The following is a 16,514-nucleotide window of genomic DNA, read 5'->3' on the forward strand; positions in this document are numbered from 1 at the left end:
GGCCCGAGGTTCCGTGGGGAACCTCGGGCCCGGCCCGTAGAGCGCGGCTGCCGACCGCAGAAACGGCGGCGGCGCCTAGTTGTCGTCCTCGTCGATCAGGAAGCCGCGCATCGGCGACGGCGCCTGCATCGGCTGCGGTGCGGCCGGCCGGACCGGAGCCATCGGCTGGGTCATCGCCGGGGACATCTGCTGCTGGTTGCCGCCGTAGGACGGGGCACCCATCGGGGAGGGACCGCCCATGGGGGACGGGCCACCCATCGAGGGACCGCCCATGGAGTGGCCCATCGCACCGGCCGGAGCCATCGAGGGCGACGGCGACGGCGGAAGCGCGGGACCGGCCGGGTTGCGCGGCGGGGCCAGGGAGTCGTCGGCCTGGGTCTCCAGCTGGCGCAGCTGCGACTCCAGGTAGGACTTCAGACGCGTACGGTACTCACGCTCGAAGCCCCGAAGGTCCTCGACCTTGCGCTCCAGCGTGGCGCGGGCGGACTCCAGGGAGCCCATCGCGACGCGGTGCTTCTCCTGGGCGTCCCGCTCCAGCGCGTCGGCCTTGGCGCGGGCGTCCCGCTCCAGGCCCTCGGCGCGCGACCGGGCCTCGCCGACGATCTTGTTGGCCTCGGAGCGGGCCTCCGCGATCGCCTGGTCGGCGGTCTGCTGCGCCAGCGACAGGACGCGGGCGGCGCTGTCGCCACCGGGGCCCTGCTGCGGGAGCTGCGGCTGCTGCATCTGCTGCATGGGCTGACCCATGGGCTGCATCTGCTGCCCCATCGGCTGCATCTGCTGGCCCATGGGCTGCATCTGCTGGCCGAGCGGGTTCTGGCCGCCCATCGACTGCTGCTGCATCTGCTGCTGGCCCATGCCCTGCGGTCCACCCATGGGGTGCTGCTGCATGGGGCCGCCCATGGGGCCGCCCATCGGGCCGGGGCCCTGCTGGCCCTGGCCGCCGGGGCCCGGCGGCAGCTGCGGCTGGCCGCCCGGGAGCTGCGGCGGGCCCATCTGCGGCTGCTGCTGCTGCTGCTGCGGCGGGCCGGATATGGCCGCGGGCACGGGGGCGCCGGGGGCGCGCTGGTCCTGGGGTTCCGGCTTGCGCATGCCCTGCTGCTGCTGGCTCTGCGCGGCGGCACGCGTGGCAGCTGCCAGCTTGGCGCGCAGGTCCTCGTTCTCGCGCAGCAGGCGCGTCAGTTCGGACTCGACCTCGTCGAGGAAGGCATCGACCTCGTCCTCGTCATAGCCTTCTCGGAGGCGGACGGTCGTGAACTGCTTGTTCCGCACGTCCTCGGGAGTCAGCGGCATGTCTTCTTCACCTCTACGTAGTCGTCGGCAGTCGGCAAGACCGTATCGGGACTGTCCCCACGCGTGCGGGGAAGCTCATCGTTCACACGCTTCTCGCAGCGGTGCTCACGAAACTGATGAGGATGTAAACGATGATCATCAGAACGAAGAAGGACAGGTCGAGTGCCACGCCCCCGAGACGCAACGGCGGAATGGCCCGCCGAAGAAGCTTGAGCGGTGGATCGGTGACAGTGTAGGTGGCCTCCAGAACGACCACCATCGCCTTGCCGGGTGTCCATGAACGTGCGAACTGGAACACGTAGTCCATGACGAGTCGGAAGATCAGCACGATGAGGAAGCACATCAGCGCGATGTAGACCACTTGCAGTGCGACACCCATCCCGCGCTTCCCTCTCCCCGTTCCTCGCTCTGTTCCCGGCCCCGTGTCTGACGGATCGGTCTAGCTTTGGTTGAAGAACCCGCCCTCCGCGATGCGGGCCTTGTCCTCCGCCGTGACATCGACGTTAGCAGGCGACAGCAGGAACACCTTCTGTGTCACGCGTTCAATGCTGCCGTGCAGACCGAAGACCAGACCGGCGGCGAAGTCCACGAGACGCTTCGCATCCGTGTCGTCCATCTCCGTGAGATTCATGATCACCGGAGTGCCCTCACGGAAGTGTTCCCCGATGGTACGGGCCTCGTTGTAGGTCCGGGGGTGCAGCGTCGTGATGCGGTACGGCTCCCGCTCGGAGACGACCTTGGGCATGATCACGGGGGCGTTCTTCTCCAGGTTCGTGCGATCAGGTGTGATGGATGCCACGGGGGCGATTCGCGCAGGACGTCCGTTTTCCACCGGAATTGGGATAGGTTCGCGCTGCGCCGGAGGCTGTGCGACTCGTACCGGTTCGTCCGATACGTTCGATTGGTGCACGGGCTGCTGTCGGCGATCCCGCTCCCGAGCCCGCTCCATCTCAGGCTCGGGCTCGAACTCGTCGTCGGGGTCGTACCCCGGGTTGTCGTACCGGTCGTCCTCCACGAGGCCGAGGTAGACCGCCATCTTGCGCATCGCGCCGGCCATTCTCCGAGTCCTCCGCTCTGTGGTGGATCGCCCTGCCGCAGGTGCTGCCGTGTCACGAATGTAACCAACTGCCCGCGATCCACGTGGCCTGCCCGCTCATCGGCGGGAATGACCATATTTTCTGCTGTGGTCCGACTTTCTTCGCGACGTTACCCGAGCCGGGGTCTCGCGCCGAGTACCGCAGTGCCGACGCGTACATGTGTCGCACCGGCCGCTACGGCCTGTTCCAGGTCTGCGCTCATCCCGGCCGACACCATCGTGGCAGCCGGATGGTCCACGCGCATGCGGGATGACAATTCCATCAACCGCTCGAAAGCGGCCTGTTCGCGTCCCGCGTAGCGGCCGGACAGCGGAGCGACCGTCATGAGGCCGTCGATGCGCAGTCCCGGGGCCCCGGCGACGAGGTCCGCCAACTCCGCGAGCTGCTCCGGCGCCGCGCCGCCCCGGGTCCCGCGCTCCCCCGACTCGGCGTCGAGGGCGATCTGCACGAGGCAGCCGAGCTCCCGGCCGGCGTTCACCGCGGCCGCCGACAGGGCGGTCACGAGCTTCGGCCGGTCGACGGACTGCACCACTTGCGCGTATCCCGCCACGGAACGGACTTTGTTCGTCTGCAACTGACCGACGAAGTGCCAGCTGAGCGGCAGATCCGCGCAGGCCGCGGCCTTGGGGGCGGCATCCTGGTCACGATTCTCCGCAACATGACGGACGCCCAGCTCCGCCAGCAGTCGTACGTCGCTCGCGGGGTAGGTCTTGGTGACCACGATGAGCGTCACCTCTTCCCGTCCCCGCCCCGCCGCCGCACAGGCGGAAGCGATACGCCCCTCCACCCGCGCCAGGTTCTCGGCGAGCTCCGACTTACGATCCGTCATTCCTCAGTCCAACCAGACATATCCGGCAAGCCGCCCGGTCACCCGGTCGCGGCGGTACGAGAAGTGGTCCCGCGACTCCAGTGTGCAGACCGGGGAGCGGGCACTGTTCACCACCCCCGCCTCCGCGAGCTGCGCGTGCACTCCCGCGACCACGTCGACGGCCGGTGTCCCCCAGCTGGTCTCGGCCCGGGCGGCCGGTACCACGTCCGCCACCGCGTCCCGCATGCCGGCCGGAACCTCGTAGCAGTGTCCGCAGACCGCAGGTCCCGTACGTGCCACGATCCGCCCCGGCTCGGCCCCGAGGGCGACCATCGCCTCGACGGCGGCGGGCACCACCCCTGCGACCAGTCCGGGCCGCCCGGCATGGGCGGCGGCCGCGACCCCGGCGACGGGGTCCGCCAGCAGGACGGGCGTGCAGTCGGCGGTGAGCACCGCGAGGGCGAGCCCCCGACGGGCGGTCACCACCGCGTCCACCGCGGGGACCTCTGCGTCCGCGCCCCAGGGCCCGTCCACCACGGCCACGTCCCGCCCGTGCACCTGGTTCATCCAGACCACCCGGTCCGGCGCCAGGCCCAGGGACTGCGCCGCCCGTGCCCTGTTCGCGAGAACGGCGGCCGGGTCGTCTCCGACCGCGCCGCCGAGATTGAGCTCCTCGTACGGAACGGCGCTCACTCCGCCCCACCGGTCGGTGAAGGCGAAGTGGGCGCCGCCCACGTGATGCTGCTCTGGTGTCACTTCAAGAAGTCCGGGACGTCCAGCTCCTCGGCCGGGCTGTCCTGGTACGGCCGGGCCGTGGGGACCTGCGGCGCGGGGGCCTGGACCTCGACCGGAGCCGGCTCGACCGGAGCCGGGGGCTCCTCGCGCGGGGTGACCGAGCCGAGTCCGCCGAAGGCCGGGCGGACCGGCTCGGCGGCGCGGACCGGAGCCGGGGCCGGCTCCTCGCGCTTGGTGGAGGCGGCGCCGATGACGTTGTCCCGGCGGGCCGGGGGCTGTCCGCCGTCGAACCCGGCCGCGATGACGGTGACCCGCACCTCGTCGCCGAGCGCGTCGTCGATGACGGCGCCGAAGATGATGTTCGCCTCGGGGTGCGCGGCCTCGCTCACCAGCTGCGCGGCCTCGTTGATCTCGAAGAGACCGAGGTCCGAGCCGCCGGAGATGGAGAGCAGCACGCCGCGGGCGCCGTCGATGGACGCCTCCAGCAGCGGCGAGGAGATCGCCATCTCGGCCGCGGCCACCGCGCGGTCGTCGCCGCGGGCCGAGCCGATGCCCATCAGGGCCGAGCCCGCCTCGGACATCACGGACTTGACGTCGGCGAAGTCGAGGTTGATCAGACCCGGGGTGGTGATGAGGTCGGTGATGCCCTGGACGCCCGAGAGCAGGACCTGGTCGGCCGACTTGAAGGCGTCCAGGACGCTGACCTGGCGGTCCGAGATGGACAGCAGTCGGTCGTTGGGGATGACGATGAGGGTGTCGACCTCTTCGCGGAGCTCGGCGATGCCGTCCTCCGCCTGGTTCGCGCGGCGCCGGCCCTCGAAGGTGAACGGCCGGGTGACCACACCGATCGTCAGGGCGCCCAGCGAGCGCGCGATGTTGGCGACGACAGGTGCGCCGCCGGTGCCGGTGCCGCCACCCTCACCGGCGGTGACGAAGACCATGTCGGCCCCCTTGAGGACCTCCTCGATCTCCTCGCGGTGGTCCTCTGCCGCCTTGCGACCGACGGCCGGGTTGGCGCCGGCGCCGAGGCCACGGGTGAGTTCCCGGCCGACGTCGAGCTTGACGTCGGCGTCGCTCATCAACAGCGCCTGGGCGTCCGTGTTGATGGCGATGAACTCGACGCCCTTGAGACCGACCTCGATCATTCGGTTGATGGCATTGACACCACCGCCGCCGACACCGATGACCTTGATGACTGCGAGGTAGTTCTGCGGTGCTGCCACGTCGAAGGCCTCTCGCCTCGAGTTACGTGTCGCCGCCTCGCGGGCCTGCGTTGCGACGACTGATGCCGAAATAGGGACGGTCCGAACGCGCCGACCCGAACCCTCACCCTGAAGTTTAGGGTTAGGGGTGTGTCTGTTCCTCGGACTCTTCCGAACAGGACACTAAGTCGACAAGTAGCGCGTGTTCAACGAACACGCCGAACCTCCCGTTTTTCTTTTCACCCTATGTGATCACCCGTATCGCTGGCCAACCAGGGTGCGCCGCTGTTGGACCGGACGTCAACTCCCGGACGCAGCAGGGGCGGTGGGGACGCTCACGTCGAAGTGAGCAGCCTTGGGAGCGGCTTTCAACAAAGCGTTCAAAGCGCGCCCCTTCGCGTCGCTCTGTTCGCCGCTCCCCCACGTCACGGACCGGCCACCGGTCAGCTCCAACACGACCGAATCATAGGAACCCACCTTGACCTGCACGGTTTCCTTGGCGATCGGCCCGGGGAGGGAGCCCGCGACGAGTACGGCCTCGTGCAGCAGCCGTTCCTCGTCGAAGCGGCGGGCGCTCGGCGATCGACCGGCGTTCAATTCCAGGACAGGAACACCCGCGGGTGCTTTCGGAACCGTGTCGAATCGCACACCCGATGCGTCCACTTCGACGAAGTTGGCGTCCTTTTTGATGAGCAGGACGGGTTTGCGTTCCGTCACCTTCACGCCGATGCCGTGCGGCCAGGCCCGCACCACGTCGACCGAATCGACGCGGGGCAGCCGGCCGCGGACGCGGCCCTCGATCTCCTCGGTGTCGATGCCCACCAGGGGTGCCCCGACCGGAACGGCCGCGGCGCCGAGGACCTGCTCGGAGGTGAGCACGTCCATGCCGGTGGCGGCGACCCTCTCCACGCGGAGCCAGGAGGAGCCGTAGAGCACCCAGGTGCCGCCCCCGACGAGGAGCACCACGGCGGCCAGGGAGGCGAGCACGGGGCCCCGGCGCAGGCGCGCGCCGGGGCCCCCGGGGCCCGATCTCTTCGCCGACTTGGCGGCCTTCGGAGGCTTGGGCGGCTTGGGGCCCTTGGGGGCCCTGGGCGGCCTGGGCGGCTTGGGAGCGCCGCTGCCCTTGTGGGCAGCCGGGCCGGACCGATCAGAAAACGGTGTCCCGCGCCGTGCGGTCGTCCCTCCGGCCACTCCTGTGCCTCCTGCGTCTGCGGGTCCCGCCTCAGCGGGACCTGTGGGCCGCGATCGCCTCGTACACCATGCCGACCAGGAGCTCGTCGGCGTCCCGGCGGCCGAACTCACCGGCGGCGCGGGACATCTCGTACAGGCGGTGCGGGTCGGACAGAACCGGGAGGACCTGGCTCAGCACCCACTCGGGCGTCAGCTCCGCGTCGTCCACGAGCAGGCCGCCGCCGGCCTTGACCACCGGCTGGGCGTTGAGCCGCTGTTCGCCGTTGCCGATCGGCAACGGGACGTAGGCGGCGGGGAGCCCGACGGCGGACAGTTCGGCGACGGTCATCGCGCCCGCGCGGCACAGCATCATGTCGGCGGCGGCGTACGCGAGATCCATCCGGTCCACGTACGGTACCGGCACATACGGCGGCATCCCGGGCATGTTGTCGACACGCGGCAGTTCGTTCTTCGGCCCGACGGCGTGCAGGATCTGGACCCCGGAGCGCTGGAGGGTCGGTGCGACCTGCTGGATCGTCTCGTTGAGGCGGCGGGCGCCCTGCGAGCCGCCGGAGACCAGCAGCGTGGGCAGGTTGGGGTCCAGGCCGAAGGCGGCGCGCGCCTCGGGGCGGACGGCGGCCCGGTCGAGGGTGGAGATGGAGCGGCGCAGCGGGATGCCCACGTAGCGGGCCCCGCGCAGCTTGCTGTCGGGGGTGGAGACCGCGACGGCGTGCGCGTACCGGGAGCCGATCTTATTGGCCAGTCCGGGCCGGGCGTTGGCCTCGTGGACGATGATCGGCACGCCGAGGCGCTTGGCCGCGAGGTAGCCGGGCAGGGCCACGTAGCCGCCGAAGCCGACGACGCAGTCGGCCTTGGTGCGGATGAGGATCTCCTCCGCGGCCTTGATGGTGCCGCGCAGCCGTCCGGGGACGGTGATCAGTTCCGGGGTCGGCTTGCGGGGCAGCGGCACGGCGGGGATCAGCCCCAGCTCGTACCCGCGTTCCGGCACCAGGCGGGTTTCGAGTCCGCGCTCCGTGCCGAGGGCGGTGATGCCCACTGAAGGGTCCTGCCTGCGCAGGGCGTCCGCGAGGGCGAGCGCCGGCTCGATGTGGCCGGCGGTCCCCCCACCGGCGAGTACGACATGCACCGAAATTCACCGCTCTCCGGACGGACGCTTCTTGACGCGCCGTCTCATCGACTTCCATCTCACCCCGGTCCGCCACCAGCCCGTCTTCGGCTGCCGCATCGCGAGGGCCGCGCGCGCCGCCGGCTCCTCACGCGCGAAGGCGATGAGCAGTCCGACCGCGAACATGGTCGGCAGCAGGGCTGACCCTCCGTAGGAGAACAGCGGGAGCGGGACTCCGGCGATCGGCAGCAGGCCGAGCACCGCACCGATGTTGATCACGGCCTGGGCCGTGATCCAGGTGGTCACGCCTCCCGCGGCAAACCGTACGAAGGAGTCCTCCGTGCGTCCGGCCACGCGGATACCCGCATAGCCTAGAGCCGCGAACAGGGCGAGCACCGACAGCGTCCCCGCCAGACCCAATTCCTCCCCGGTGATGGCGAAGATGAAGTCGGTGTGGGCTTCGGGTAGTTGCCCCCATTTTTCCACACTCGCACCCAGGCCGGAACCGAACCATCCGCCCGAGGCGAGGGCGTAGATCCCGTGAACGGCCTGCCAGCAAAGGTCGTTCTTGCCCGGTTCTGTCGCCCCGAGGCATTCCAGCCGGTCCATCCGGTGCGGGCTCGTCTTGATGAGCAGCGCGACGATCGCACCCGCGAAGGCGAGCACCCCGACGAACATCCGCGTCGGGGCACCGGCGAGCCACAGCAGGCCGAACAGGATGGCGCCGAGGATCATGGCGGTGCCCATGTCCCCGCCCAGCATGATCAGCCCGAGCAGCAGGAAGGCGACCGGCACCAGCGGCACCAGCAGGTGCTTCCACTGGCTCAGCAGCCCCTTGTCTCCCTTGCGGGCCAGCAGGTCGGCGCCCCAGAGGATCAGCGCCAGTTTGCCGAACTCACTGGGCTGCAGCATGAACGGACCGCCGAGGGAGATCCAGTTCTGGTTGCCGTTGATCGAGACGCCTATCCCCGGGACCTGGACCAGGACCATCAGGAAGAGCGTGCCGGCGAGCACGGGATAGGAGAGCGCCCGGTGCAGTTTGACCGGCATCCGGGAGGCGACCAGCAGGAGCACGCCGCCGATGAGGGCGGCCAGGAACTGCTTCTTGAAGAAGTACGCGTCGCCGAGGCCGAGCTGGAGGGCCTTGATCATCGAGGCCGAGTAGACCATCACCAGACCGAGCACGGTGATGAGCAGCGAACTGCCGAAAATCAGGTAATAAGCAGTGAGGGGGCGGTCCCAGGCCTTCTGCAACTGCCGCTGCGTACGCCGCAGCCGGGCCAGCGGCCCGCGCCCGGCGGGCCGCCTCGAACTCACGGCAGGGCGTTTGCGGCCCTGCGCCTTCACGGCGGACGGCCGCCGCCCCGGCAGCATCTGCTTGGCCGGCATCTGTGATCTTCCCCTCCACTCGTACGAGGCGAGCAGCCGGCCGGAGGGAACCTGTCCCGGAGCCCCCGGCCTAGGCCGTGTCCGCAGCGTTCTCGGCGGCCAGTTCGCGCACCGCGTCGGCGAATGCGTCCCCACGCTTGTTGTAGTTCGCGAACATGTCCATCGAGGCGCAGGCAGGTGCCAGCAGGACCGTGTCGCCGGGCTCGGCGAGCGCGGCGGCTTCCCGGACCGCTGCGAGCATCGCCCCAGTGTCGGTCCGGTCGAGGTCGACGACCGGGACCTCGGGGGCGTGTCGCGCCAGCGCCTCGGCGATCAGCGCCCGGTCGGCGCCGATCAGCACGACGCCGCGCAGCCGCTTCGCGGACTTGCTCACGAGCTCGTCGAAGGTCGCGCCCTTGGCGAGACCGCCGGCGATCCAGACGACCGGTTCGAAGGCCGCGAGCGATGCCTCGGCCGCGTGCGTGTTGGTGGCCTTGGAGTCGTCGATGTAGGTGACCGAGCCGACCTCGGCCACGTGCGCGACGCGGTGGGCGTCCGGGCGGAAGTCGCGCAGTCCGTCACGGACCGCGCGCGGCTCGACGCCGAAGGCGCGGGCCAGGGCCGCGGCGGCGAGTGCGTTGGCGATGTTGTGCGGCGCTGGCGGGTTGACGTCCTTGACCTCGGCGAGCTCCTGGGCGTTCTTCTGCCGGTTCTCCACGAAGGCCCGGTCGACGAGGATGCCGTCGACGACACCGAGCATGGAGGGGCCGGGGGCGCCGAGGGTGAAGCCGATCGCCCGGCAGCCCTCTTCGACGTCGGCCTCGATCACCAGGTCCTCGGTGGCCTTGTCGGCGACGTTGTAGACGCAGGCCACCGTGTTGCCCTCGTAGATCCGGCCCTTGTCGGCGGCGTACGCCTCCATCGAGCCGTGCCAGTCGAGGTGGTCCGGGGCCAGGTTGAGGACGGCGCCCGAGTGGACGCGCAGCGAGGGCGCCCAGTGCAGCTGGTAGCTGGAGAGTTCGACGGCGAGCACGTCGTACTCCTGCTCGCCGAGCACCACGTCGATGATCGGGGTGCCGATGTTGCCGACGGCGGCGGTGCGCAGGCCCGCGGCCTTGAGGATCGACGCCAGCATCTGCGTGGTGGTGGTCTTGCCGTTGGTGCCGGTGATCGCGAGCCAGGGGGCCGGGTCCCTGCGGGGCGCTGCGGCCCCGCCCGAGCGCGCGGCGCGCAGCTCCTGGCCGACCTCGCGCAGCAGCCAGGCGATCTCGACGTCCCCGACCACGTCCACACCGGCCGCGGCGGCGGCCTCGAACAGCGGGCTGTCGGGCTTCCAGCCCGGCGACGTGACGACCAGCTCGGTGCCTTCGGGCAGTGCCTCGCCCGCGTGCCGGCCGTCCGGCAGGCGCCCGAGGCGGACGGTGATGCCCTCCTGGGCGAGCTCGGCGGCGCGGGTGCGGTGCGCGTCCCCGTCGCCGTTGTCGACGACGGTCACCACTGCGCCGAGGCCGGCCAGGGCGCGGGCGGCACTGATGCCGCTCACGCCGAGACCGGCGACGGTGATGTTCTTGTCCTGCCAGGACGTCACTTGTCGGCTGCCCATCCCGCGTAGAAGAGACCGAGACCCACGATCACGCACATGCCCTGGATGATCCAGAAGCGGACCACGACGAGGACCTCGGACCAGCCCTTGAGCTCGAAGTGGTGCTGCAGTGGCGCCATCCGGAAGACCCGCTTGCCGGTCATCTTGAAGGAACCGACCTGGATGACGACCGACATCGTGATGAGCACGAAGAGGCCGCCGAGGAGGGCCATCAGGAACTCCGTGCGGGAGCAGATGGCGAGGCCCGCGAGCGCGCCGCCGAGGGCGAGTGAGCCGGTGTCACCCATGAAGATCTTGGCGGGCGAGGTGTTCCACCACAGGAAGCCGAAGCAGGCGCCCATGAGGGCGGAGGCGACGACGGCGAGGTCGAGTGGGTCACGTACCTCGAAGCAGGCGTTCGGATTGGTGAGGTCGGCCGCCATGGCGCAGGACTCCTGGAACTGCCAGACGCCGATGAAGGTGTAGGCACCGAAGACCATCACGGCGGCGCCGGTCGCGAGACCGTCCAGACCGTCGGTGAGGTTCACGCCGTTGGACATCGCCAGGATCATGAACAGCGCCCAGACCACGAACAGCACCGGGCCGATCGACCAGCCGAAGTCCGTGACGAACGACAGCCTGGTGGAGGCCGGGGTCAGTCCGCGGGAGTCCTTGAACTGGAGGGCCAGCACCGCGAAGGCGATGCCGACGATCAGCTGGCCGGACATCTTCGCCTTGGCCCGCAGGCCCAGCGAACGCCGCTTGACGATCTTGATGTAGTCGTCCAGGTACCCGACGAGGCCCATGCCCGCCATCAGGAACAGCACGAGCAGACCCGAGAAGCTCGGCTCCGAGCCGGTGAGGATCTTCGTCAGGGCGTACGCGATGAGCGTGGCCAGGATGAAGGAGATGCCGCCCATGGTGGGCGTGCCCTTCTTCCCGGCGTGGCCGCGGGGGCCGTCGTCGCGGATGAACTGGCCGTAGCCCTTGCGGGCGAGCAGCTTGATCAGCAGTGGGGTACCCACCACGGTGAGGAACATGCCGATGACACCGGCGAACAGGATCTGCCTCATCGGCCGGTGACCTCGCCCTCGACAGTGCCCTCGAGCAGGGCCTGCGCCACCCGCTCCAGACCGGCCGACCTGGAAGCCTTCACCAGCACGACGTCACCCGGGCGCAGTTCACTGCGCAACAGGTCGACCGCCGCCTGCGCGTCGGACACGAGCACCGACTCCTCACCCCACGAACCCTCGTTATATGCGCCCAGTTGCAGCCAGGATGCTTCCCTGCCCCCGACTGCGACGAGCTTGCTCACGTTGAGCCGGACGACAAGTCGTCCGACCGCGTCGTGTTCGGCGAGCGCATCGTCTCCGAGCTCGGCCATCGGGCCGAGCACTGCCCACGTGCGTCCCCCGTTCGCCCTGCCGGCACCGCCCATCGCGGCGAGCGCGCGCAGTGCGGCCCGCATGGACTCGGGGTTCGCGTTGTAGGCGTCGTTGACGATCGTCACACCGTCCGCCCGCTCGGTGACCTCCATCCGCCACCGCGACAGCGTGCCCGCCCCGGAGAGCGCCGTGGCGATCTCCTGTGCGGACATGCCCAGTACATGGGCGACGGCGGCCGCGGCGAGCGCGTTCGACACGTGGTGCTCACCGTACAGCCGCAAGGTCACGTCACTGCACCCGGTCGGTGTGTGCAGTGTGAAGGAAGGCTGTCCCGTGTCCGTCATCCGGACTTCGGTGGCCCGGATTTCGGCGTCGTCGGCCTCTCCGAACAGGATGGTACGGGCCTTCGTGCGCGCGGCCATGGCGCGAACCAGCAGGTCATCGGCGTTGAGGACGGCGACACCGCCGTCCGCCTCGGCCGGCAGGGCCTCGACCAGTTCCCCCTTGGCCTGTGCGATCTGCTCACGGCCGCCGAACTCGCCGATGTGGGCGGTGCCGACGTTGAGGACCAGGCCGATCCGCGGGGGCGTCAGGCCGGTGAGGTAGCGGATGTGGCCGATGCCGCGGGCGCCCATCTCCAGGACCAGGTGCTGGGTGTCCTCGGTGACGCGCAGCGTCGTGATCGGCAGACCGATCTCGTTGTTGAGGTTCCCGGGGGTCCACACGGTCGGCGCGTGGTGCTGCAGCACCTGCGCGATCAGGTCCTTGGTGGAGGTCTTGCCGGCGGACCCGGTGAGGGCCACGACGTCGGTGCCCAGGCGGGTGACCACGGCCCGGGCGAGTGCTCCGAGGGCGGCCACCACGTCGGGGACGACGATGGCCGGTACGCCGACGGGCCGGGTCGCGAGGACGGCCACGGCGCCGGCGGACACCGCGCGTTCGGCATAGTCGTGGCCGTCGACCCGCTCGCCGACGAAGGCGGCGAACAGGCTGCCCGGCCGGACCTCACGGGAGTCGTAGACCACGGGACCGGTGACCTGGACGGACGGATCCGGTATGTCGTGGGGCCGCCCGCCGGTGATGTCGGCGATCTCGGCGAGGGAAAGGGCGATCACTGGTTCACCTCGGCCTGTCGGACCTGAATCGTGCGGTCGAGCACGGCCTGGTGCTCGATCGCGGCACGGAGCACCGTGCGGTCGTCGAAGGGGCGTACGACACCGGCGGTGTCCTGGCCCTGCTCGTGGCCCTTGCCGGCCACCAGCACGGTGTCACCGGGCCGGGCGCGCGCCACGGCGGCCGCGATGGCCGCGGCCCGGTCCGCGTCGACCAGGACGGTGCCCCGCTCGGCGGGCGGTACGGACACGGCGCCCTCGAACATCGCGGCGAGGATCGCGAGCGGGTCCTCGGAGCGCGGGTTGTCCGAGGTCAGCACGGCCACGTCGGCGAACCGGGCGGCCGCGGCGCCCATCGGGCCGCGCTTGGTGGTGTCGCGGTCGCCGCCGCAGCCGAGCACGATGTGCAGCTTGCCCTCGGTGACCTCGCGCAGCGCGCGCAGCACCGATTCCACGGCGTCCGTCTTGTGCGCGTAGTCGACGACGGCGAGGTACGGCTGTCCCGCGTCCACGCGCTCCAGCCGGCCGGGGACCCCGGGGACCGCGGCGACGCCGTCGGCGGCCGTCTGCGGGTCGAGGCCGGCGGCGGCGAGCGTGACGATCGCGGCGACGGTGTTGGCGACGTTGAACGGGCCGGGCAGCGGCGCGGTGGCCCGTACGCGCTGTCCGTCGGGGCCCAGCAGGGTCAGGGTGGAGCTCGCCGGGCCGAAGACCACGTCCTCGGCGCGCCAGTCGGCCGCCGGGTCGCCCGCCGCGGAGAAGGTGACGACCGGGACGGTCGCCTCCTTGGCCAGGCGGCGGCCGTACTCGTCGTCGAGGTTGACCACGCCCAGGCGGGCCCGGCGGGCGGTGAAGAGCCCGGCCTTGGCCTGGAAGTAGTCCTCCATGTCGGAGTGGAACTCCATGTGCTCCGGGCTCAGGTTGTTGAAGACGGCGACGTCGAAGACGCAGCCGTCGACCCGGCCGAGCACCAGTGCGTGGCTGGAGACCTCCATGGCCACGGCCTCGACCCCGCGTTCGCGCATGACCGCGAAGAGGGCCTGGAGGTCGGTGGCCTCGGGGGTGGTCCGCTCGGACTTGATGCGCTCGTCACCGATGCGCATCTCGACGGTGCCGACCAGTCCGGTGCTGCGGCCCGCCGCGCGCAGGCCGCCCTCGACGAGGTACGCCGTGGTGGTCTTGCCGGAGGTGCCGGTGATGCCGATCTGGAGCAGGTCCTCGCCGGGGCGGCCGTAGATCGCGGCGGCCAGTTCTCCCATCCGGCCGCGCGGGTCGTCGACGGTCAGGACCGGCAGGCCGGTCGCCGCGGCGCGTTCCGCCCCTGCGGGGTCGGTGAGCACGGCGGCGGCGCCGAGGCCGGCCGCCTGGGCGGCGAAGTCGGCGCCGTGCGTCCTGGCTCCCGGCAGGGCCGCGTACAGGTCACCGGGGCGGACCGCACGGGAGTCGTGCGTGATGCCGGTGATCTGCGCCGCGGCGGGCGACGGGATGCCCAGCAGCATGGCCAGCTCGCCCAGCGGGCTCGGGCTGGCGGACGCGGGCCGGGGCGCTCCCGGCGGCGTTGCCGGGACTTTCAGGGTGTTTCTGGGCTGATCAGCGTGGGGCACGGCGGTGAGCGTACCGGGCGCGGCGGGCCGCCCGCGAAGTGAGGGCCCGGCCTCGGCTTCGCCGGTCGTCCGGTTCCCGGGTTTCGGGGTGATCGTTGTCACTGATGGTGCCTCACGCTTTTCTGGCGGGCCGGCCGGGGCTCTGGGTCACTGGCCGGGCTGCGGACTGGGCTGCGGGGCGGGCTGCGGGGCGGCGTCGTAGGTGACGGGAAGCCCGGCGGGTGCGGTTCCCGTGGGGGCCACCTGGAGGGTCTTGAGCGCGAACTCCATGACCTTCTTGTAGATGGGGCCGCAGATCTGGCCGCCGAAGTAGCTGCCCTTCGTGGGGTTCTGGATGGCGCAGTAGACGGTGATGCGCGGGTCGTCCGCAGGTGCGAACCCGGCGAATGAGGCGGTGTAGCCCTTGTACCGGCCGGTGGCCGGATCCACCCGGTTGGAGGTGCCGGTCTTGCCGCCGACCCGGTAGCCGGGGATACGGGCCTTGGTGCCGGTGCCCTCCTGGTCGTCGACCACGGATTCGAGCATCTCGGCGAGGGTCTTGGCGGTCTCCGCGCTGACCACGCGGCTGCGTTCGGGGGCCGGGGCCGGGGTGAAGCGGCCGTCGGGTCCCTTGGTGCCGCGCACCAGCGTCGGCTCGATGCGGACCCCGCCGTTGGCGATGGTCGAGTACACGGAGGCCGCCTGCATGGCGTTGAGGGAGAGGCCCTGGCCGAAGGGGATCGTGTACTGCTGGGAAGTGGACCACTCCTCGGGCTTGGCGAGGATGCCGCGGGACTCGCCGGGGTACTCCAGCCCGGTCGGCCGGCCGATGCCGAACCTGGTCAGGTAGGAGTGCAGGACCTTGTTGGCCTCGGGCTGGGTCGGGCCGAGCTGGCCGGTGGCCAGGATGGTGCCGATGTTGGAGGACTTGGCGAGGACCCCGTTGAGGGTCAGGTACCAGGTCGGGTGGTCGATGTCGTCCTTGAACAGCCGGTCGCCGCGGTGCAGCCGGTTGGGGACCTCGACGCGGGTCTCCGGGGTGGCCTTCTTCTCCTCCAGCACCGCGGCCATCGACATCACCTTGGCGGTGGAGCCGGGCTCGTACACGTCCTGGAGCGCGGCGTTGCCCATGGCGGCGGAGCGGGCCCGGGTCAGGTCGTTGGGGTCGAAGCCGGGGGCGTTGGCCATGGCCAGGACCTCGCCGGTGCGGGTGTCCTGGACGATGACGTAGCCGCGGTCGGCCTCGGACTTCTGGACCTGCTCGGTGATGGCGCTCTGCGCCGCCCACTGGATGTCCCGGTCGATGGTCAGCTCGATGTCGTCGCCGGGGACGGCGGGCTTCTCGTTGGAGCCGGCGGTGGGCACCTGACGTCCGCCGGACTGGGCGTAGGTGATCTCGCCGTCCTTGCCGGACAGCTTCTTGTCGAGGGAGGACTCCAGGCCCCCGCCGCCCTTGCCCTCGGCGTTGACGTAACCCAGTATCCCGGCGGCCAGGTCGCCGTTCGGGTACACGCGCTTGCTGCTGGTCTCCTTGAACACGCCGGCGAGGACGTTGGCGCCGGGGCCGTTGCTGCGCTTGTCGGCCGCCGCCTTCTCCGCGAAGACCCGCTTGAGGTCCTTGATCTGGTTCCAGACCTGCGGGGTCTGGCGCTGGGCGAGGACGACGTACCGGGAGTTCTTGGTGCTCAGCCGCTCGGCGAGCTCCTTGGCGTCCTTGCCGAGGATGGGTGCGAGGAGGGCGGCCGCCTGCTGGGGGGCGTCCGGGGCCTTGCTGTCCTGCGGGGTGAACATCTTCGGGTCGGCCGTGATGTCGTACGCGTCGACGCTGGTGGCCAGGGCCACGCCCCTGCGGTCGGTGATCTCACCGCGCTCGGCGGCCAGCTTGACGCTGGTGTAGCGGTTCTTGGATGCCTCGGCGGAGAACGCCGAGGCGTCGACGGCCTGCACCTGGAGCAGGCGGACCACGAAGGCCAGCATGACGAGGGTCAGGCCGACGCTGACCAGCCGCAGCCGGGGCCGCGGACTGCCGAGCCGGATCGTGTGCGGGGTACGGGGG

The 16,514-nt window shown here is 70.7% G+C and carries 14 protein-coding genes; all 14 read right to left on the reverse strand.

Features of this window, described 5'->3' with window-relative positions; all coding sequences use genetic code 11:
- Positions 1–75: 75 nt before the first annotated feature.
- Positions 76–1,290 (reverse strand): DivIVA domain-containing protein, encoded by a 1,215-nt coding sequence (locus tag ACWGE1_RS32785; RefSeq protein WP_453424091.1) that lies wholly within the window; start codon positions 1,288–1,290, stop codon positions 76–78.
- 82 nt (positions 1,291–1,372) lie between these two features.
- On the reverse strand, positions 1,373–1,669 hold the full coding sequence (locus ACWGE1_RS32790) for a YggT family protein (RefSeq protein ID WP_030385571.1): 297 nt from the start codon (positions 1,667–1,669) through the stop codon (positions 1,373–1,375).
- 60 nt (positions 1,670–1,729) lie between these two features.
- Positions 1,730–2,347, reverse strand: a complete 618-nt coding sequence (locus ACWGE1_RS32795) for a cell division protein SepF (RefSeq protein ID WP_453424092.1) — start codon at positions 2,345–2,347, stop codon at positions 1,730–1,732.
- A 149-nt stretch (positions 2,348–2,496) separates the two neighbouring features.
- On the reverse strand, positions 2,497–3,216 hold the full coding sequence (locus tag ACWGE1_RS32800) for a YggS family pyridoxal phosphate-dependent enzyme (protein WP_453424093.1): 720 nt from the start codon (positions 3,214–3,216) through the stop codon (positions 2,497–2,499).
- Between the two features lie 3 nt (positions 3,217–3,219).
- Entirely contained in the window at positions 3,220–3,951 is a 732-nt protein-coding gene (gene pgeF, locus ACWGE1_RS32805) for a peptidoglycan editing factor PgeF (protein ID WP_453424094.1), read from the reverse strand.
- On the reverse strand, positions 3,948–5,153 hold the full coding sequence (gene ftsZ / locus ACWGE1_RS32810) for a cell division protein FtsZ (protein ID WP_327385938.1): 1,206 nt from the start codon (positions 5,151–5,153) through the stop codon (positions 3,948–3,950). Before ftsZ ends, pgeF begins: the two co-directional genes overlap by 4 nt.
- A 279-nt stretch (positions 5,154–5,432) precedes the next feature.
- Complete coding sequence (locus ACWGE1_RS32815) at positions 5,433–6,323, reverse strand: cell division protein FtsQ/DivIB (RefSeq protein WP_453424095.1); 891 nt, start codon at positions 6,321–6,323, stop codon at positions 5,433–5,435.
- Positions 6,324–6,354: 31 nt separating this feature from the next.
- Positions 6,355–7,449 carry an undecaprenyldiphospho-muramoylpentapeptide beta-N-acetylglucosaminyltransferase gene (gene murG / locus ACWGE1_RS32820; RefSeq protein ID WP_453424096.1) on the reverse strand — a complete coding sequence of 365 codons (1,095 nt, stop codon included), beginning with the start codon at positions 7,447–7,449 and terminating at the stop codon, positions 6,355–6,357.
- 6 nt (positions 7,450–7,455) lie between these two features.
- Entirely contained in the window at positions 7,456–8,817 is a 1,362-nt protein-coding gene (ftsW, locus tag ACWGE1_RS32825; RefSeq protein WP_453424097.1) for a putative lipid II flippase FtsW, read from the reverse strand.
- Between the two features lie 70 nt (positions 8,818–8,887).
- Positions 8,888–10,399, reverse strand: coding sequence for a UDP-N-acetylmuramoyl-L-alanine--D-glutamate ligase (murD, locus tag ACWGE1_RS32830; protein ID WP_453424098.1), 1,512 nt, complete (start codon positions 10,397–10,399; stop codon positions 8,888–8,890).
- Positions 10,381–11,451, reverse strand: coding sequence for a phospho-N-acetylmuramoyl-pentapeptide-transferase (gene mraY, locus ACWGE1_RS32835; protein ID WP_453424099.1), 1,071 nt, complete (start codon positions 11,449–11,451; stop codon positions 10,381–10,383). The genes murD and mraY overlap by 19 nt, the downstream gene beginning before the upstream one ends.
- Positions 11,448–12,878: a UDP-N-acetylmuramoyl-tripeptide--D-alanyl-D-alanine ligase gene (locus tag ACWGE1_RS32840; protein WP_453424100.1), complete on the reverse strand. Its 1,431-nt coding sequence runs from the start codon at positions 12,876–12,878 to the stop codon at positions 11,448–11,450. The genes mraY and ACWGE1_RS32840 overlap by 4 nt, the downstream gene beginning before the upstream one ends.
- A complete protein-coding gene (locus ACWGE1_RS32845; protein ID WP_453424101.1) occupies positions 12,875–14,581 on the reverse strand; it encodes a UDP-N-acetylmuramoyl-L-alanyl-D-glutamate--2,6-diaminopimelate ligase in 1,707 nt (568 codons plus the stop codon). Before ACWGE1_RS32845 ends, ACWGE1_RS32840 begins: the two co-directional genes overlap by 4 nt.
- 45 nt (positions 14,582–14,626) lie before the next feature.
- The coding region (locus tag ACWGE1_RS32850; RefSeq protein ID WP_453424102.1) for a peptidoglycan D,D-transpeptidase FtsI family protein at positions 14,627–16,514 on the reverse strand (1,888 nt) is incomplete at its 5' end.

The organism is Streptomyces sp. NPDC054932, assembly GCF_053610205.1.